Origin of the sequence: Yersinia sp. 2545 StPb PI (assembly GCF_052217125.1) — a bacterium.
GTDB lineage: Bacteria > Pseudomonadota > Gammaproteobacteria > Enterobacterales > Enterobacteriaceae > Yersinia > Yersinia enterocolitica_E.
Map to the genome: position 1 here is coordinate 2,139,363 of NZ_JAZGPY010000001.1, position 18,005 is coordinate 2,157,367.

Sequence of the window (18,005 nt, forward strand, 5' to 3'; positions counted from 1 at the left end):
CACCGCCCTCTATCATCAATACGGTAATATTACGTTATATCTTTTTTATTCAATTGCTCTAATGATTCCAACTTAAGATCAGCCAATACCCAGCGTGGGTCTGCGCGGTATTCAGGCGATGGGATCACGATAGAGCGCATTCGTGCTGCTTTAGTCGCAATCATACCGTTTACCGAATCTTCCAGCGTGACGCATTGTAGCGGGTCGATACCGAGATCAGCCGCAGCATTCAGATACACCTCAGGGTGCGGTTTACTGTAGGGCAGGTATTCGGCTGAAACCAGACAGTCGAACTGATTTCTAACACCTAACATGTCCAGCACACGCTCTTGCATATGGAGAGGGGATGCTGATGCCAGGCCGATTTTCAGCCCTTGTTGGCGGCAAAGGTCCAGTGCGTACTCAACGCCTGGCAGCACCGGGCGGGTCTCTTCTACCAGTTCTATCGCCCGAACAATAATCCGTTTGCACACTTCCGCCTGACTAGGACCCTGCCATGGCATGGCTTGGAACCAAAGCTTTACCACTAAATCGATACGTAAACCCAAGGTATCGGGTAATGAATCCCGTGAGGATGTATCCAGCCCAAGATTGGTGAAAATATCGAGTTCGGCCTGTAGCCATAATGGTTCCGAATCTATCAGCAAGCCATCCATATCGAAAATTGCCGCTTTAATCGGGTGAGGGGTTGCCATTTATCATCACTCCTGTGGTTTTTTTAGCTACGGGCTGAATACTTTATCATTAACTTAATGATAAAGCGCCGAATGAGCTAGGCTTGAATTTGTGTTAAGGGTGAGAGTTATAGCAAAAATTTTGCACAAAGAGCGAATGTAGCGGGTAAACTAGAGCTACATAAGTTGTGGTATTTACAAGGAGAAGTCATGACCTATCAACAGGCTGGGCGCGTCGCTGTTATCAAACGGATTGCAGGGTGGCTCGTTTTTATTCCAGCACTGCTGTCAACATTGATCTCAATTATCAATTTTGCCTATCAATATAGTCAAAAAAGCAGCGGGATTAATGCGGTCATGTTGGATTTTATCCATGTAATGACCGATATGATTCGCTTCAATACCACTTTTCTGGATGTTTTCTGGTTCAACTCGCCAGTACCTGATCTTCAGCAGGGCTTAACCGCCGCGAATATTATGTTCTTTATCATCTATATGCTGATTTTTGTCGGTTTGTCACTACAGGCATCTGGTGCTCGTATGTCGCGGCAGGTGCGGCACATTCGTGAGGGTATTGAAGATCAATTGATTTTGGAACAAGCCAAAGGTAGCGAAGGGCGCAGCCGTGAACAGCTAGAAGAGAAGGTGGTTTTACCGCATCACACCATCTTCTTGCAGTTCTTTACCTTATATATCTTGCCGTTAGTGATTGCTGTGGTGGGGTATTTTGTTCTTAAATTGTTGGGATTGATGGCTCAAGGGTGATTCTGTTGTAAGAAAGCCTTGCTGAGTGATAGAGATGTATAGAAACAAGCCAGTGTGTGACACAGCATTCTGGCCTTTTTATTGTCTATTTTATTGATATATAAATAAATTAACGTATTGAAAGAATTTTACCAGAAAATGGTAGTGATACTCTTCTTGCACTCACACTATTTCTGATGTGATTCCCTTATGCTGTAGCACTCTCTCCTCTGTCATATCAGTAAAGTAATGAACGTTTTCATTTCCAAGAAAATGCGTAATTTTATTGTGTTAGCCCAAACAAATAGCATGGCGAAGGCGGCTGAAAAATTACACATGACGGCATCTCCTTTCGGCAAAAGTATTATGGCGCTGGAAGAATTGGTCGGTTATTCCTTATTTACTCGTAATGAGAAAAGTATCAGCCTCAATAAAGCAGGACAAGAGCTTTATCAGGAGCTATTTCCTATTTATCAACGACTTTCAGCTATAGATAACAGCATTGTGGCTATATCACAGCGTCAGAAGAATATTGTGATAGGAATTGATAACACTTACCCAACCATCATTTTTGATCAATTGTTCAGTCTCAGCGATAAATACGACGGGATTACCGCTCAGCCTTTTGAGTTTAACGAAAACAGTGTGATTGATGACTTACTCGATCGCCGTGTAGATTTTATTATCTCCCCGCAGCAAGCGTCACAACGTGTCACCCATATTGATACCCTGCAAGCCACGGAGCTTCCCTCTTTACGGCTCGGTTTTTTAGTGTCACGTCGCTTTGAGAATATCCAGGCTCTAGAGTTGTTGAATACATTGCCTTGGTTGCAAATGCGCTTCCAAAATAGGGCAAATTTTGAGGCTCTACTGGATGCGCATTTCCGTGCGATTGGCATTAACCCCACTATTATCTATCGCCCCTACAGCTTTATGGCAAAAATCAGTGCTGTTGAGCAAGGGCAGTTTCTGACGGTAGTGCCTCAGTTTGCTTATCGGTTAGTTAACCCCGCCAAGCTGAAATATTTTGATGCACCGAATCAGCCCATGTATATGCGAGAGTACCTATATTCGCTCAAGAATAATCATCACATCGAAAAAGTCATGGGCTATATACATTCAGACCGAGAGGGTGATTAAGGTGCCAACATTGAGCCAAATTCGAACAGATTTTGGTGCAACTGGAATGCTTGCGCCAGATTGTGATGCAAATGTCCGCCTTTGGCCTGTGCCAGATAGCGATGCAGGTAGTCACGATACATCGGATGTGCACAGTTATTGATAATCGTGGTGGCACGCTGCATGGGTGATAGCCCGCGTAAGTCAGCCACGCCTTGTTCTGTAACGATAACTTTTACGCTGTGCTCACTATGATCAACATGGGTACACATCGGCACAATGGTGGAGACCTTTCCACCTTTGACGATGGAGGGGGCCATAAAGATCGACAAATAGGCGTTACGCTCAAAATCTGCACTGCCGCCAATACCGTTGACCAATTCCGTACCGGCAACGTGGGTCGAGTTGGCATGGCCGTAGATATCAAATTCAAGCCCGACGTTAAGGGCAATAACCCCTAACCGACGAATGATCTCTGGGTTGTTAGAAATCTCCTGTGGCCGCAATACAATGCGGGTAGAAGAAATCCATATTGTCATAGATTTTCTTCAATGAGGCGGGGGAAACGGTCAAGCTGGAGGCACTTACCCCCATCACTTTTTCGGTTTCTAATAATTGAACCACCGACTCTTGCAGCACCTCCGAATACATCATAAACGGCGGAATATCTGGGTTTTCTCCCAGACGTTTCATCACGGCATTATTGATATTACCGACGCCGCTTTGCAGCGGGAGAAACTCTGGTGGAATACGGCCCAATTTGAGTTCATTAAGCAGGAAACTCACCACATTGTCGGCTATTTTTTCACATAGTGGGTTTTCGCGATCCAGACTATTACCGGCATCCGGCAGTTCGGTTTCAACGATGGCAAAAATTTTACTCGGATCCACCTGTACATAGGGCTGGCCGACTTTATCCAACGTATGGTAGATAGGCAGGGTATTACGCCGTGGTGGGGCACCGAGCATGATGATATCAGCCAGTTCAGCGACCCGTGGGCTGTGATAATGATTGAGTTCTATGATGATTTTCTTGGCTTTATGTAAAAAAACCGGGGCATTACCAATGCCGCTGCTAAGATACACCTTGCCATCAGCGGTGATCGCCGAGGCTTCAATAACCGCGACATCAATGTCGCCAAAGAAGCCATAGTTAACCATTTGCGCCACTTCACTCAGATGCAGGTCGACAAAACTGACCGCACCCAAGTTGATTTTTTCCCGCAATAATGATGCGGTCTGATAGGGCGCGCGCCAGGCGATAGCGTCAGCCTCAGCCATTTCATCATCAGCTTTAGCACTAATGGACGCGCCGGTCAGTAAACGAATCTGAAAATCTTTTTGCTGCTGATGATGTGCTATAGCGCGCCGGGCTATAGCGGCAGGAAGCGCCTTAGGCGCTCCGGCTGGGGTAAAACCACTGAACACCACCATATGACCATGTTCAATACATTCAGCGGCTTCATCCGCGCTCATTATGCAATATGACCGTTTCATAAAGAAATCCTCTGGTTGAGAAGGTTTAATGCCCCAAAAAGGTAGGCTTACGCTTCTCCATAAATGCACTCATACCCTCGAGATAATCCTCACTATCGTAGACGGCACGCCGCAAACCTTGAATGCGCTCAAACTCATCTGAATTCATGGTGTGGGCTTCGCCTAAAACCCGTAGTTCTTCTTTAATAACGGCTATCGCCAGTGGTGCTTTTTCAGAAATGACGTGGGCTAATTTCAGTGTGAAATCCTCCAGTTCAGCGGGGTCAACCACATGATTGAGAATACCAACCGAAAGTGCACGCTGCGCGGTTATTGGCGCGGCAGTGAAAATCAACTCTTTCACGATATGGAAGCCAGCATCGCGAATAAGGTTGTGGATACCCACCAAATTGTAGGGAACGCCCAGATTCACCGGTGTCATCGAAAAGGTTGAGGTGTTACAAGCCACAATAATATCTGAGCTCATGATCATCTCGAATGCACCACCCCAAACGCTACCTTCGACCATCGAAATGATCGGTTTAGGATATTTTTGGATAGTTCGGGTGATTTGGCGCAGTGGGTCATCATATGACAGTGGGTCCCGTCGGCCAGTGGGTAATTCGTGAATATCATGGCCGGCGGAGAACACTTTTGAACCTTCGGGCGCGCGGAGAATAATGCAGCGGATATCGGTATGATTGAGGTCATGCAGCGCTTGCATCAAATCATCAATAAACACCTTACTTAAGGCATTGAGTTTGCGTGTGTGGTTGAACTCAATAATACCCACCCGATTGGCAATCAACACTTTGACATACTGATAAGACATGGTTGTTCCCTTTAATTGATAATTTTTTGTGTAATAAAATGGGTTACGTCATTAATACCGGCTCGCGGCGAGATTTGATTTTGACGTAACAGATCTTCAATTTGCTGATAGTGCTGGCGGACCTCGGGGTGAGAAAACAGCATTGCAAGTGCATTTGCCTCTACCTGATGACGCACCCAACCAAGATTTTGTTGTTGGCGCAAGGTGGTGAGCTGCCCACTTTGCGTCATGACCGGCCAAAAACTTTGTACTGCTTGCCACACTTCGCGGATACCGCGTTTTTCCAACGCGCTACAGGTGAGAACCCGTGGCTGCCATGCGGGATATTTACGACGAATGATATGCAGTGCGCTGTGATACATATGGCGGGCGATTTCAACATTGCTATGGTTGTCGCCGTCATCTTTGTTAATCACAATAAAATCGGCCATTTCCATAATGCCTTTCTTAATGCCTTGTAGGTCATCGCCCGCACCGGCGATTTGCAAAGAGATAAAGCAGTCCACCATTTCAGCCACTTCGGTTTCAGACTGCCCAACGCCGACGGTTTCAACGATGATGACGTCGTAGCCTGCGGCCTCACAGAGCAAGATCAACTCGCGGGTACTCTGGCTTATCCCACCGAGGTGGCCCCCTGACGGCACCGGGCGCACAAACGCATGCTCAGCGCGTGAGAGATTCAGCATGCGGGTTTTGTCGCCCAAAATGCTGCCGCCACTGATCGGGCTGCTGGGGTCAACGGCAATCACCGCGACCTTATGCCCTTGTGCCAATAACTCTTCGCCTAGCGCCTCAAGAAAGGTGCTTTTCCCCGCACCGGGTGTGCCAGTAACGCCTAGCCGTTTAGCCTGACCGGTATAAGGCATAATGCGGTCTAACAGCCGAGCGGTTAATGCCTGATGTCGGGGGAGGCGGCTTTCTGCCAGGGTCATGGCTTGCGCTAATGCGGCTCGGTCTCCCTGGCGTAAACGGTGAACGTAGTCCGCCATATTGTCGATATCAATCATGGCGGCGGCTGATGAGTTGTAGAACGTCACGCACGCTAACGAGCATTGGTGTACCCGGCCCATAAATTGCTGCCACACCCTGTTCACGCAAGAAGGCGTAGTCCTGTGGCGGAATAACCCCCCCAGCCACCACCAGAATATCTGGCCGTGCATATTGACGCAGCGCTTCAATCAACTCGGGGATCAATGTTTTGTGGCCGGCGGCAAGGGAAGAAGCACCGATGACGTGAACGTCATTCTCCACCGCCAGACGGGCGATTTCATCCGGTGTTGAGAACATCGGGCTAAGATCGACATCAAAACCGAGGTCAGAGTAAGCGCTGGCAATAACCTTAGCCCCCCGGTCGTGGCCATCCTGGCCCATTTTGGCAATCAGAATTCTGGGTCTGCGCCCATTCTCACTGAAGAACGTTTGGGTCTGCGCCACTATTTGATCAAATTCCTGAGCGTCTTTCTCGCTCTGGTGATAGCTGCGCGCAATGACACCGGTAACGCATTCGCTTGGTACCAGGTAGCGGTCAAACACCCTCTCCATTGCATCTGAGATTTCACCCAGTGTTGCCCGCAGTCGTGCAGCTTGAACTGCGGCTTCCAGTAGATTTTCATGGTTTTCCGCCGCATGACGCAGGTTTAGCAATGCTTGTTGAACCGCGCTGTTATCTCGCTCGGCGCGAATACGTTTAAGTTGTGCAATTTGTTCATTGCGCACTTTAACGTTGTCAATATCCAACACCTGAGTTTCAGCTTCTGTCTCTAACTTATATTTATTCACCCCGACAATAACGCGTTTTCCCTGATCGATAAGTGATTGCTGAATGGCGGACGCCTCTTCAATCATCCGTTTGGGTAGCCCAACCTCAATGGCTTTGGCCATGCCGCCCACATCATCGATCTGTTTGATAATGGTTCTGGCTTGTTTCACCATTTGATCGGTTAATGACTCGACAAAATAAGAGCCTGCCAGCGGGTCAATGGTGCGGCAAATCGCCGATTCTTCCTGAATGATTATTTGTGTATTACGCGCAATGCGTGCTGAGAAATCAGTCGGTAGGCCGAGAGCCTCATCAAAAGCATTGGTATGCAAAGACTGTGTGCCGCCGAGTGTTGCGCCCAGAGCTTCGATGGTAGTACGAATAATATTGTTGTAGGGGTCTTGCTCGGTCAGGCTCCACCCTGAAGTTTGGCAGTGGGTTCGTAGCGCTAATGATTTAGGGTCGGTTGCGCCAAATCCACTGACCGCCTCACTCCAGAGGTAGCGTGCGGCGCGTAACATGGCGATGTTCATAAACAGATCCATGCCAATGCCGAAGAAGAATGAGAGGCGTGGGGCGAAGTCATCAATATTTAAACCGGCATTTAAGGCCGCTTTGATATATTCAATACCATCAGCAATAGTAAAAGCCACTTGCTGCACGCAGTTAGCGCCGGCTTCTCCCATATGGTAGCCACTGATGCTGATAGTGTTGAAGCGCGGCATATTTTGCGAACTCCAGGCGATGATGTCGGAAATAATGCGCATGGAGGGTTTGGGTGGGTAAATATAGGTGTTGCGGCACAGATATTCTTTCAGAATATCGTTCTGAATAGTGCCGGTCAGTAGCGCAGGCTCTACCCCTTGCTCTTCGGCCGCGACGATATAAAACGCCAGAATGGGCAGCACCGCACCATTCATCGTCATCGAAACAGACATTTTATCGAGTGGTATTTGGTCGAACAGAACCTTCATATCCTCAACGCTATCAATTGCCACACCTGCTTTACCCACATCACCAGAAACGCGTGGGTTATCTGAGTCATAACCACGATGAGTGGCAAGATCAAATGCTACAGAAAGACCTTTTTGCCCCGCAGCCAGGTTTTTGCGATAAAAGGCATTTGATTCTTTAGCGGTTGAAAAACCAGCATATTGGCGAATTGTCCAGGGCTGAGCGGCATACATTGTGGCTCTTGGCCCCCTGACGTAGGGTGCAAGACCGGGGAATGAGCCAGTAACCTCTAATCCATCAAGGTCACTGGCGGTATAAAGTGCTTTTACCGCAATACCTTCGGGCGTCTTGCTGATCAAATCTTCTATTTTTTTTCCTCGTTTGCTTAATTCTTTATTAGCGAGGTTTTCCCACTCACGCATATCCACCATTTGTCTTGCTCCCAATTACTGGCAATAGAATGCCTATCGAAGGTTATGAGATATTCCTCGACGAAGGCTTTTGATTTTATTTAAGTAAGCGCTTTTTGCCGTGGGTTGTCGCTGGCAAAAAAGAACAGGGTGTCACGTCATTATTAGTCAGTGGAAATGCATCTAATCTGTGGTTTTGTTCATGTTTTTTTAGGAAAGGCGTCTTTCGTTATGAGATGTTGGTCATAAAAAAAGCACCCTTATTGGTTGGCTAGCCAATAATTGGGGGTGCTATTTATAATAGGCGGGTTATTCGTGCTAACCAGCGAGCGGGTATCTCACTAAAAACGTTCGGGGTGCAGCAAATGCTCAACGGCTTTCTGCGCGTTAATCCAGTGTTGTCCACCAAATAAATTACTGCGGTTCAATAAATAATAAAGCTGATAAATAGGTTGGCGCTCAATAAAATCGGCAGGCAGCGGCCAAACACGCTGATAACCATCATAAATTTGGGCGGGTAAGGCAGGGTAGAGCGGTAACATCGCAAGGTCGCACTCGCGATCTCCCCAATAACAGGCGGGATCAAAAATTACTGGCCCTTGGGCACTGGCAGCACAGTTAGCTGGCCATAAATCACCGTGTAGGAGTGAGGGCTGTGGCTGGTGGCCTTGTAAACGTGCGTGAACTAAGTCAGTTATCTGGTCGATATCACCAAAAGACATGCCTTTTTCCGCCGCTAATTGCAATTGCCAACCGATACGCTGCTCAGCAAAGAATTGCCCCCAGCGGCGCTGCCAGCTATTAGGCTGCGGTGTGGTGGCCAGATCATTATCAAAATCCAGCCCGAATTGCAGTTGTTCGCTCCATTGATGCAGATGGGCTAATTGCTGGCCCAGACAATAGGCGTTATGCGCATCGAGTGGCTTTAGGGGGAGATACTCTAGTAACAGAAAACTGTAATCGCGATCGCTGCCCACGCCGTAGACTTCAGGGACTTGGACTGTTTTGCTGCGGGATAATAAAGCGAGTTGATCAGCTTCGGCGGTAAATATGGGTAACATCTCACGGGTATCGCATTTTACGAAAACCTCAGTCTCACCATAACTGAGACGCCAGGCTTCATGAATATCTCCGCCCGGTAATTCAGTCCTTTCCCGAATTTCGGCGGGACCGAGATATTCACCTAACAGACGATTCACTGCTTGCCACATGATTCACCCCCTATTAGCTGCCAGTTAAACCCTGTGAACTTGAAATTACAGGGTTGTTAGCGACGTTAACTTATCCTAATCACTCGACTACATTATTAGCGCATCAGGATTAATGAGCCTAATCCATAAGGCTCATCCTGCGGGCTAGCATTAATGCTATTTAAATCGACTCCCGGCCGATTTGACATTCGCTGCTACCTGCAAGTCCAATGACTCTGGCTACAGATCATTAGGTTAGCGTCTTTATGCTGCGAAGAACAAGAGCTGGCGCACAGGGATACCCGTGCCGGATCAAACAAAAGACTGATTCTACTGGTAAAGTGTTAGTCGTTTCGCTGTTTTGCTCATATTACGACAAAAATGGCATGGTAAAAAACTTGCTGCTGGCTGAATCTGAATAATAAATATGCCGTACAGCGTAATGGCCATCCGGCATATTTATTGGGACTTAATTGATTATAGCAGGTTACCTTTCGGCAGGTTTTTAGCGCTAGCAGCTTTGGCCTGAGGGGATATTTTTCGGCCCTTTACGGGTTTTATATGGCTATAAATCAGGGCGACCACAAAGAACAGTGCCTGAATAATGACAATACAGGGACCCGTGGCACCATCAATATGGAAACTGATTAAGGTGCCCAGCACACAGGCCACCACTGACACCAGTGTGGCAACAATCAGCATTTGATCAAAACTACGGCAAACCATAAAGGCGATAATACCGGGGGCGATTAACATGGCGATAACCAGAATAACCCCAACCGCCTGCAATGATGCCACGATGGTCAATGCCAGCAGGCAAAGTAAGCCATAGTGCAGCAATTTGACCGGCAGCCCAATCACCCTGGCATGGTTTGGATCAAAGCAGTAGAGCATGAAATCTTTACGCTTTAATAGCACCACCAACAGAGTGAAGCCGGCAATCCACAATGTCTGTTTCAGTTCCGCTAATGAAATACCCAGCATATTGCCGAATAAAATATGGCTGAGGTGCTGGTCTGTATCCATGCGGGAAAATAGCACCAGGCCAAATGCGAACATACCGGAGAACACAATCCCCATAACGGTATCTTCTTTGACCCGGCTATTATCTTTTAAATAACCGGTGGCAATCGCGCAGAATATACCTGAGACAAAGGCACCGATAACCAGCGGAATACCGAGCCAAAAGGCCAGCACAATGCCTGGTAGCACGGCATGAGAGATAGCATCCCCCATTAATGACCAGCCTTTTAACACCAGATAACAAGACAAGACTGCACACACCACACCGGTAATAATCGCGGCCACTATCGCCCGTTGCATAAAGGGGTAGGCGAAGGGTTCGCTGACCAGACTAAACAATGTATTCATACATTATCCTCTGGCAGGTGGGGTAGTGGGTGACGGCGTTTTTGCCGCGAACGAAAACGGGTCGCCAGTAATCCGTGTTTCGGCGCGAAGAAAAAGGCTAAGAGGAAGACCAGTGTTTGTAAGGTCACAATGACCCCGCCTGTTGCGCCGTCCAGATAGAAGCTGAGATATGCACCAAAGGCACTGGTAAAGGCACCAATGGCAATCGCTATCATCAGTAAGCGGCTGAAACGGTCCGTGAGTAGGTAAGCCGTCGCCCCGGGGGTCACCACCATGGCAATGACTAAGATCGCGCCAACAGTCTGTAAAGCCGCGACAGTACAGGCACTTAACAGGGTGAAGAACAAAATTTTCAGGCGCAGGGGTGATAGTCCTATCGACATAGCGTGGCTTTCATCGAAAAACACCGCCAGCAAGTCTTTCCAGATCAGACATAGAATCACAAACGAAACCAAAATTATGATCTCTACCTGCAATACATCTTCGTCTGCTATCCCCAGAATATTACCGAAAATGATCGACTGGACATTGACCGAGGTAGGGTTGAGCGAAACAATTAATAAACCAACAGCAAAAAAGGTCGAGAAGATGAAACCAATGATGGCATCTTCACGCAGACGAGTGATATGGCGCACTAATGTCATCGCCAATGCGGCGAGCATGCCGGTAAAGAATGCACCAGCGGCATAAGGCAGCCCAAGAGCATAAGCGCCAGCAACTCCCGGAACGACGGAGTGCGATAGCGCATCCCCCATCAGCGACCAACCTTTCAGCATCAGATATGCCGATAAGAATGCGCAGACGGCACCAACAATCGCACTGACCCAGATAGCCTTGACCATGTAATTGTAGTTAAACGGTTGCAGTAACAGTTCCAGCATCAGGGGTTATTCTCCTTTGACTGACTCTGTGCCGGCGGGTCATTCTTGGTGTGACCATAAAATACCGCAGGACGTTCATCATCGGTAATGACCGTGACGGTGCGTGGGTCATTATCATCGTGCAGTGCGGTACCGGAGAGATTGATATGGCGCAGAACACCACCAAAAGTCATTTCGAGATTCTTTTGGGTAAAGGTGGTTTCGGTCGGCCCGGCGGCTAGCACGGTTTGGTTAATCAGAATCACGTGGTCACAAAATTCTGGCACGCTACCGAGGTTATGCGTGGAAACCAGAATCAGATGGCCTTCATCGCGCAGTGCCCGCAATAAATCAATAATGGCATTTTCTGTTTTGACGTCAACGCCGGTGAACGGCTCGTCCAATAACAAGACTGAGCCTTGCTGTGCCAACGCGCGGGCCAGAAACACCCGTTTCTTTTGCCCCCCCGATAGCTCACCGATCTGACGTGACCGTAATGCCGTCAAGCCGACTCTCTCAATGGCTTTATCGACAATGGTTTTATCTTCCCGGCTCGGGATGCGCAGAAAATTCATTTTGCCATAACGGCCCATCATGACCACGTCTTCCACCAACACTGGGAAATTCCAGTCGACATCTTCGGTCTGCGGCACGTAAGCGATGGTATTTTGTTTTAAGGCATGGCTGATGGGTTTATGACTCAGCTCTACTTTCCCGACACTGGGTTTAACTAACCCCATAATACTTTTAAACAGTGTCGACTTACCGCTACCATTCACACCGACCAAGGCGCAAATTGTGCCACCGGTCAGTGAGAAACTGGCGTCATAGATAGCAGTATGCCCGTTGTTATAAGTGACAGTGACATTATCCACTACCAGCTCCGGGCGGACAAAAACAGCATGGCTCATTGACCAAATCCTTTCGCGATAGTTTGTACAGTGGCGTTAATCAGATCGATATAAGTTGGGACCGGCCCCTTTTCATTCGACAGAGAATCTACATATAACACACCACCATATTGTGCACCGGTTTCTTTGCTAACTTGTTTCGCCGGTTTATCGGAAATAGTACTTTCACTGAATATCACCGGGATTTTATTTGCGCGCATGGTATCAATCACGTGGCGCACTTGTTGCGGGGAACCTTGCTCTTCCGCATTAATTGGCCACAAGTAAACTTCTTTAAAACCATAATCTTTTGCCAGATAACTGAAGGCACCTTCACTGGTCACCAGCCACCGTTGCTGTGCGGGGATGCGAGATAAACGCTCACGCAACGGGGCATCCAAGGCGGCAATTTTTTCAGCATAAGCTTTGGCATTACGATTATAGGTTTCAGCATGGGTGGGATCGTGCTCCACCAGTGCTTTACGAATATTCTCAATATAGATTAAAGCGTTTGATGGTGACATCCAGGCATGTGGATTCGGAATACCTTTATATGGCCCTTCACGGATAGGCAGGGGGGTGATGCCATCTGTAACCACAGCCGAAGGGACATCTTTAATATTTTCAAAGAAACGCTCAAACCAGCGCTCCAGGTTCATCCCATTCCAGAGAATCAAGTCTGCTGATTGTGCCTTCACGATATCTCGTGGCGTGGGCTGATAGTCGTGAATTTCTGCGCCGGGTTTGGTGATTGACTCAACAATGGCAGCATCACCGGCGACATTCTGCGCAATATCTTGAATAATTGTGAATGTAGTCACAATTTTGAATTTTTTATCAGAGTCGCTGGGTTTATTTTCTGCCAAGGCTGAGTTGCTGATCATCGAGGAGAATGCAACAAGAGCCAATAGGGTAATGGCAGGTAAAAAACGGGGTGTAATACGGCTAATTGAGTGCAGGTAGGGTATTTTTTGCTTAATAAACATGGCGATGTTCCCTTTCTTTAAATGAAAATGATTATCAATATCATTAGCGATGAAGTCAAGCCTTGCCATACAATAAACTAAAACTTACCGATAGTTACTGAATATAGCCTGATCATTATGTTGATAATGGTCAAGCTAGGCCAAAAAATCTATTTGGACGAGGTGACAACTTGTATATGCTACAAAACGGCTTATCAGCACGGGGAATACTGTGAATCCAAAAGTCGGTTGCCTAATGGCAATTTTATTGCTGGCGGGGTGTGCTAAACAAACTCCGTCACCACAAGCAAATAACGGGTGGCTGAAGACCGCGCCACAGGGTGGTTTACTTAACGGACCGAAAAGCAGCGGCGGTTCAAGTACAGTTGCCTATAGCGATGTAATTAAACAAGCAGCCAGCCATTACGGCGTTGATGAAACCTTGATTAAAGCCATTATTCAGGTGGAGTCTGGTTACAATCCTGATGTGGTGAGCACCTCGAATGCTGTGGGTTTGATGCAGATTAAAGCCTCTACCGCTGGTCGAGATGCCTACCGGATGAAAGGGCGCGATGGTCAACCGAGTTCAGGTGAATTAAAAGATCCGGTGAAGAATATTGATATTGGCGCGGCGTATATCAATATTTTGCAAAACCAGCAGTTAGCGGGGATAAGTGATCCGCAAACATTGCGTTATGCCACCATCGTTTCTTATGCCAATGGTGCGGGGGCGATGCTACGGACTTTTTCATCAGATAAACGTCTGGCAGTAAATAAAATAAATAGTCTTAGCCCGAACGAGTTTTATCAGCATATACAAAAGAAACATCCGGCCGCACAAGCACCACGCTATTTGTGGAAAGTAGATACCGCGTACCGGGCAATGTCAGAGTAATATTAAAACGCTAACCGATGTAGTCTTATAGGCGCCGTAACTGTTATCAGTATAAACATCGGCTAGCGTTTCCCTCTCCAATCTCACTCTTGGTTATGCAAGTGCTGGATGGTAGTTGGCAATAATGTCCAGGATGCCGTTTATAATAAATTGTACGCCCATACACACCAGCAAGAACCCCATCAAGCGTGAAATAGCTTCAATGCCGCTTTTGCCCACCCAGCGCATAATGGCCCCGGAACTGAGCAGTGAACCCCATAAAATCAATGAAACACAAAGAAAAATCAGCACTGGGGCAACCGTAACGACCCATGGGCTGAATACAGCATGGCCTTTCATTGATGCGGCAGAACTGATTATCATGGCAATAGTACCTGGCCCAGCGGTACTTGGCATCGCCAGTGGCACAAAGGCGATATTAATAGATTTTCGCTTCTTTAAATCCTGCGATTTTGCTTCTAATTGCGTATCTTCAGCTGATTGCTGCGGAAAAAGCATACGAAAACCAATAAACGCCACAATTAGCCCACCGGCAATCCGCAAACCGGGAATAGAAATACCGAAGGTATTCATCACAACCTGGCCGGCATAATAAGCGATGGTCATAATAAAGAAGACATAGATTGATGCCATCTTCGATTGCTGATTGCGCTCCTCGCTGGTCATGTTGCCAGATAACCCAAGTAATAGGGCTACCGTTGTCAACGGGTTTGCCAGTGGCAGCAGTAATACCAAGCCTAAACCAATGGCTTTACATAATTCGAAAATATCTTGCATCAGTCTTACTCCGAAAATAACATCAAACGCCCCGATGAAAGTAAAGCATATCAGGCAATTAGTCGTACATTGGGTAAATATATTGCAACAGTGCATTATTCCCTACTTTGCCACTCTACGCGATACGTCAGGCAAAAGGCTATCGGGGATTAACTCATAGCTGATGAATCACTGGTAAGTGAGCGGGTTGAGTGAATAAATGCTGCTAACGCTACGGTAACTTATATGTGATATAGATCAAATCTCTGGCGAGCAACAGTTGGTTCAATAGGGTAGATCCAGAATAATCATGTCAGCATTAATTTCTGCAAGGAATACGGTTTTGTGCATTTGTGATATCAGCGTTGAAGACGAATATACTCGTCAGCCACTATCGGCTTCTGCTGCATGGGTGTTAGATACGCAGGCCGCGCGTGCGCGTGGTCGGTTACGTTTTTTAAAACCTAAGCGTGAAGCCCGGCCGCGTTGGCGTTTAGCCCCCCTGAAAGATACTTACGAAATTCGTTTTTATCCTAACCGTATGCCAGAACTCTGGTTCTTCAGTGCGGAGAATGCGGCCAGAAAACGGCTCTAATAGTTAAATGTGGAGTAAGCTGATATGGCCTTTAACGCCGATGAACGCAATGCGCTGTTAGCCGTCAAAGGGGTCGGGCCAACGGTAGTCACCCGCCTGGAACAACTCGGTTTTACCTCCCTTGCGCAACTCAGTCAGGCGGATATGGGTGAAATTGTCACCAGTGCGGCGGCCATGGTGGGTTCTACTTGTTGGAAGAATAGCCCGCAAGCGCGCTCAGCGATTCAAGCTGCCATAGAGTTGGCTAAAACGCACACATCTGAGTGAGCCCGTTGCAGCCACCTCCCGTCTGGGCCTCTCTTCATGAGGTCAACTATCTGCATTCACTCACAGCGCTTATTGCTTCTGCTGGGGCTTCTCTGAATATGGCAGCAGTAAGTCATCCAGTATTTGCATTCTTTCTGCTACCGGAAGATATAGCCAACGCGTAAACCAAGGTGTTTTGGCGGTGCATTGCTGGTGTGTTTGTTGGAAGTAGCGTTCGAGATCCGACAGATCGTCTGTAATCTTTTGCATTATATTTCTCCCCTCGTTGACCGGTGAACAAATCATAGGCAACAAAATACGGAAGAAAAACGGATGGAAAGTATTATTTTGTTCCGTATTTATCATTGTCAGGGCAAAAGCTAAATAGTGAGAGATGCACGGTAGGGGGGCGGTTGCGCGTTTTTGGCGCGAGAAATGGTGGATAGCGACCAAATAAAACGCCCCGATTGCATGAACAATCGGGGCGGCGTTCCAGTAACCATTGCTACACGGAAACGGAAATTGATTATGAGCACATCCTGTAGAAATAGCAATACACCCAGCGCTACTCAAAAGCAATAGATCATAATGTAAATCATTGTTGGTGGTGATAAACACCTTTACACAACCAATGTCAGCCGTCTCTGTAGGTTTTTTGTTCCCAATTCGTTTCTTTGCCAATACCGTAATGCAGCCAACGTTAAATTAGGGGGTGAGTCCCCCTTGTTGCATTCGTTGTTCAATCCAGCGGCGAGCCTGAACAATTTCCGCCACCGGTTCCTCTGCTTTCTCCGTCCACATTTCAATCAGGAATGCGCCGCGATAATTGAGTTGATTGAGTGTCTTAAAAACATTGACGAAATCCACGCATCCTTCACCAAAAGGCACATCACGAAATTGCCCTGGTGACTGGTCAGTGACTGGATAAGTATCTTTCAGATGAATGGCTGCAATACGGTCAATTCCTATCGATAACTCATTACTGACATCATTACCCCAGGCACTCAGGTTGCCGACATCAGGATAAACCGTGAACCACGGTGAAGCGAGGCAGTTATCCCAGACCTTCCATTTACTGATCGAATTGATAAACGGCGTGTCCATTATTTCGACCGCCAACATAACCTGCGCGGCGGCTGCCTGTTGTACTGCCCATTGCAGCCCTTCGGTAAAGCGCTTTAGAGTGCCAGCATCCTGCTCTTCGTAATAGACATCATAGCCCGCCAACTGAATGGTGCGGATACCCACGTCTTTCGCCAATTGAATCGCTTGTTGCATCAAAAGGTAGGCCTGCTTTCTCAACTCGTCATCATGGCTGCCAAAAGGGAAGCGGCGATGAGCCGACAAGCACATGGAAGGGATTGCAATCCCGGTTTCTAACATGGCATCAACCAGAGATAAACGCTGTGCTTTGCTCCAACTGAGCCGCGCTAACCTTTCATCTGTTTCATCGATAGACATTTCAACAAAATCAAAACCACATGCTTTGGCTAAGGCTAAACGCTCAGGCCAGCTCAAGTGTTTAGGCAATGCTTTTTCATAAATACCTAATGGATGTTGGCGCATATTATTTCCCCCAAATAGCGTCAATGGCATGGTGGAACGCGGTGGCGGTGGCTACGGGATGTTCGGCTTCAGACAGTGCACGGCCGACAATAAAGGCACGTACCGCAATGGTGTGGAAGAGGGGTAAATCAGCAGGAGTGATACCGCCGGTAACCGACAGTTCGATTCCTAAGTCGGACAGTGTCTGCATCCTGTCTAGATCAGCCTGACTCCAGCTTTGTCCGCTGGCTTGAGCATCGCGGCCACGATGATAAATGGCTTGAGTTAACCCTAAGTCACGCCAGTTTTTAGCGTCATTTAGCGTCCAGTGGCCAAACAGTTCTATCTGGATATCGCCATCATGTTGCTTTGCCACCTCCAATGCGGCTGCCATGGTGGCGAGAGGGGCTGCGCAAATCACCGTCATCCAGTTTGCGCCGGCAGAAAATGCTTGTTGCGCCAGTGTGGCGCCCGCGTCAGCCACTTTAAAATCAGCGACCAGCGTATGTTGTGGATACCGTTGACGTAGAGTTTTGACCGCCTGAATACCTTCACTGATACACAGGATGGTACCGGCCTCGATGATATCGACATGGCGGTGCAGCAACGCGGTGGTCGCCAGTGCGGCATCAAGCCGGGTATGGTCCAGTGCGAGTTGTAATTGCGGCCTGAGGTGCTGAGTTGTCATAGTATCAATGTCCTAAATAGAGTCGGTGCCGCAACC

General features: G+C 47.7%; 18 protein-coding genes and 1 pseudogene. 5 read left to right on the top strand and 14 right to left on the bottom strand.

The window, feature by feature from the left end:
* Positions 1-29: 29 nt before the first annotated feature.
* Positions 30-695, bottom strand: coding sequence for a hexitol phosphatase HxpB (hxpB, locus tag V1955_RS09935; RefSeq protein WP_372569243.1), 666 nt, complete (start codon positions 693-695; stop codon positions 30-32).
* 189 nt (positions 696-884) lie between these two features.
* On the opposite strand from hxpB, the gene V1955_RS09940 reads away from it, so the two are divergent.
* Positions 885-1,439 carry a YniB family protein gene (locus V1955_RS09940; protein ID WP_083158671.1) on the top strand — a complete coding sequence of 185 codons (555 nt, stop codon included), beginning with the start codon at positions 885-887 and terminating at the stop codon, positions 1,437-1,439.
* 228 nt (positions 1,440-1,667) lie between these two features.
* Positions 1,668-2,558: a LysR family transcriptional regulator SrsR gene (gene srsR, locus V1955_RS09945; protein WP_083158672.1), complete on the top strand. Its 891-nt coding sequence runs from the start codon at positions 1,668-1,670 to the stop codon at positions 2,556-2,558.
* On the opposite strand, the pseudogene V1955_RS09950 reads toward srsR, so the two are convergent.
* The 9 genes and pseudogenes from V1955_RS09950 to yfeA form a co-directional block, all read right to left on the bottom strand.
* Positions 2,555-4,034, bottom strand: a pseudogene (locus V1955_RS09950) (succinate CoA transferase). The gene srsR and the pseudogene V1955_RS09950 overlap by 4 nt on opposite strands.
* Before the next feature lie 25 nt (positions 4,035-4,059).
* The gene (scpB, locus tag V1955_RS09955) at positions 4,060-4,845 is read right to left on the bottom strand and encodes a methylmalonyl-CoA decarboxylase (protein ID WP_083158674.1); all 786 of its coding nucleotides are present in this window, start codon (positions 4,843-4,845) and stop codon (positions 4,060-4,062) included.
* Between the two features lie 11 nt (positions 4,846-4,856).
* The gene (gene meaB / locus V1955_RS09960; protein WP_442820845.1) at positions 4,857-5,852 is read right to left on the bottom strand and encodes a methylmalonyl Co-A mutase-associated GTPase MeaB; all 996 of its coding nucleotides are present in this window, start codon (positions 5,850-5,852) and stop codon (positions 4,857-4,859) included.
* Complete coding sequence (gene scpA, locus V1955_RS09965) at positions 5,845-7,989, bottom strand: methylmalonyl-CoA mutase (protein WP_442820846.1); 2,145 nt, start codon at positions 7,987-7,989, stop codon at positions 5,845-5,847. The genes meaB and scpA overlap by 8 nt, the downstream gene beginning before the upstream one ends.
* A 320-nt stretch (positions 7,990-8,309) precedes the next feature.
* On the bottom strand, positions 8,310-9,179 hold the full coding sequence (locus tag V1955_RS09970) for a fructosamine kinase family protein (protein ID WP_083158677.1): 870 nt from the start codon (positions 9,177-9,179) through the stop codon (positions 8,310-8,312).
* Positions 9,180-9,635: 456 nt separating this feature from the next.
* On the bottom strand, positions 9,636-10,529 hold the full coding sequence (yfeD, locus tag V1955_RS09975) for an iron/manganese ABC transporter permease subunit YfeD (protein WP_083158678.1): 894 nt from the start codon (positions 10,527-10,529) through the stop codon (positions 9,636-9,638).
* Positions 10,526-11,410 (bottom strand): iron/manganese ABC transporter permease subunit YfeC, encoded by an 885-nt coding sequence (gene yfeC / locus V1955_RS09980; protein ID WP_083158679.1) that lies wholly within the window; start codon positions 11,408-11,410, stop codon positions 10,526-10,528. The genes yfeD and yfeC overlap by 4 nt, the downstream gene beginning before the upstream one ends.
* Positions 11,410-12,300: an iron/manganese ABC transporter ATP-binding protein YfeB gene (yfeB, locus tag V1955_RS09985; protein ID WP_083158680.1), complete on the bottom strand. Its 891-nt coding sequence runs from the start codon at positions 12,298-12,300 to the stop codon at positions 11,410-11,412. The genes yfeC and yfeB overlap by 1 nt, the downstream gene beginning before the upstream one ends.
* Complete coding sequence (yfeA, locus tag V1955_RS09990; protein WP_083158681.1) at positions 12,297-13,265, bottom strand: iron/manganese ABC transporter substrate-binding protein YfeA; 969 nt, start codon at positions 13,263-13,265, stop codon at positions 12,297-12,299. Before yfeA ends, yfeB begins: the two co-directional genes overlap by 4 nt.
* A 211-nt stretch (positions 13,266-13,476) precedes the next feature.
* On the opposite strand from yfeA, the gene V1955_RS09995 reads away from it, so the two are divergent.
* Positions 13,477-14,139, top strand: a complete 663-nt coding sequence (locus V1955_RS09995; protein ID WP_442820847.1) for a transglycosylase SLT domain-containing protein — start codon at positions 13,477-13,479, stop codon at positions 14,137-14,139.
* Between the two features lie 93 nt (positions 14,140-14,232).
* On the opposite strand, the gene V1955_RS10000 is transcribed toward V1955_RS09995, so the two are convergent.
* Positions 14,233-14,916, bottom strand: a complete 684-nt coding sequence (locus V1955_RS10000; protein WP_083158683.1) for a MarC family NAAT transporter — start codon at positions 14,914-14,916, stop codon at positions 14,233-14,235.
* A 322-nt stretch (positions 14,917-15,238) separates the two neighbouring features.
* On the opposite strand from V1955_RS10000, the gene V1955_RS10005 reads away from it, so the two are divergent.
* Together V1955_RS10005 and V1955_RS10010 are read left to right on the top strand one after the other, a co-directional pair.
* Positions 15,239-15,490 (top strand): hypothetical protein, encoded by a 252-nt coding sequence (locus V1955_RS10005; RefSeq protein WP_193784813.1) that lies wholly within the window; start codon positions 15,239-15,241, stop codon positions 15,488-15,490.
* A gap of 24 nt (positions 15,491-15,514) precedes the next feature.
* Positions 15,515-15,757 (top strand): Pathogenicity locus, encoded by a 243-nt coding sequence (locus tag V1955_RS10010; RefSeq protein WP_083158685.1) that lies wholly within the window; start codon positions 15,515-15,517, stop codon positions 15,755-15,757.
* A gap of 69 nt (positions 15,758-15,826) precedes the next feature.
* Here V1955_RS10010 and V1955_RS10015 read toward each other — a convergent pair whose 3' ends face one another.
* The 3 genes from V1955_RS10015 to ulaD all read right to left on the bottom strand — a co-directional run bounded on the left by V1955_RS10015 (position 15,827) and on the right by ulaD (position 17,969).
* On the bottom strand, positions 15,827-16,006 hold the full coding sequence (locus V1955_RS10015) for a hypothetical protein (RefSeq protein WP_083163601.1): 180 nt from the start codon (positions 16,004-16,006) through the stop codon (positions 15,827-15,829).
* A gap of 435 nt (positions 16,007-16,441) precedes the next feature.
* Positions 16,442-17,302, bottom strand: a complete 861-nt coding sequence (locus V1955_RS10020; RefSeq protein ID WP_083158686.1) for an L-ribulose-5-phosphate 3-epimerase — start codon at positions 17,300-17,302, stop codon at positions 16,442-16,444.
* A 1-nt stretch (position 17,303) separates the two neighbouring features.
* Positions 17,304-17,969: a 3-keto-L-gulonate-6-phosphate decarboxylase UlaD gene (ulaD, locus tag V1955_RS10025; RefSeq protein ID WP_442820848.1), complete on the bottom strand. Its 666-nt coding sequence runs from the start codon at positions 17,967-17,969 to the stop codon at positions 17,304-17,306.
* Between the last annotated feature and the right edge of the window lie 36 nt (positions 17,970-18,005).

Coding starts and splice junctions, on each gene's coding strand:
- hxpB (WP_372569243.1), bottom strand. CDS start 695: ATGGCAACCCCTCACCCGATTAAAGCGGCAATTTTCGATATGGATGGC.
- V1955_RS09940 (WP_083158671.1), top strand. CDS start 885: ATGACCTATCAACAGGCTGGGCGCGTCGCTGTTATCAAACGGATTGCA.
- srsR (WP_083158672.1), top strand. CDS start 1,668: ATGAACGTTTTCATTTCCAAGAAAATGCGTAATTTTATTGTGTTAGCC.
- scpB (WP_083158674.1), bottom strand. CDS start 4,845: ATGTCTTATCAGTATGTCAAAGTGTTGATTGCCAATCGGGTGGGTATT.
- meaB (WP_442820845.1), bottom strand. CDS start 5,852: ATGATTGATATCGACAATATGGCGGACTACGTTCACCGTTTACGCCAG.
- scpA (WP_442820846.1), bottom strand. CDS start 7,989: ATGGTGGATATGCGTGAGTGGGAAAACCTCGCTAATAAAGAATTAAGC.
- V1955_RS09970 (WP_083158677.1), bottom strand. CDS start 9,179: ATGTGGCAAGCAGTGAATCGTCTGTTAGGTGAATATCTCGGTCCCGCC.
- yfeD (WP_083158678.1), bottom strand. CDS start 10,529: ATGAATACATTGTTTAGTCTGGTCAGCGAACCCTTCGCCTACCCCTTT.
- yfeC (WP_083158679.1), bottom strand. CDS start 11,410: ATGCTGGAACTGTTACTGCAACCGTTTAACTACAATTACATGGTCAAG.
- yfeB (WP_083158680.1), bottom strand. CDS start 12,300: ATGAGCCATGCTGTTTTTGTCCGCCCGGAGCTGGTAGTGGATAATGTC.
- yfeA (WP_083158681.1), bottom strand. CDS start 13,265: ATGTTTATTAAGCAAAAAATACCCTACCTGCACTCAATTAGCCGTATT.
- V1955_RS10000 (WP_083158683.1), bottom strand. CDS start 14,916: ATGCAAGATATTTTCGAATTATGTAAAGCCATTGGTTTAGGCTTGGTA.
- V1955_RS10010 (WP_083158685.1), top strand. CDS start 15,515: ATGGCCTTTAACGCCGATGAACGCAATGCGCTGTTAGCCGTCAAAGGG.
- V1955_RS10015 (WP_083163601.1), bottom strand. CDS start 16,006: ATGCAAAAGATTACAGACGATCTGTCGGATCTCGAACGCTACTTCCAA.
- V1955_RS10020 (WP_083158686.1), bottom strand. CDS start 17,302: ATGCGCCAACATCCATTAGGTATTTATGAAAAAGCATTGCCTAAACAC.
- ulaD (WP_442820848.1), bottom strand. CDS start 17,969: ATGACAACTCAGCACCTCAGGCCGCAATTACAACTCGCACTGGACCAT.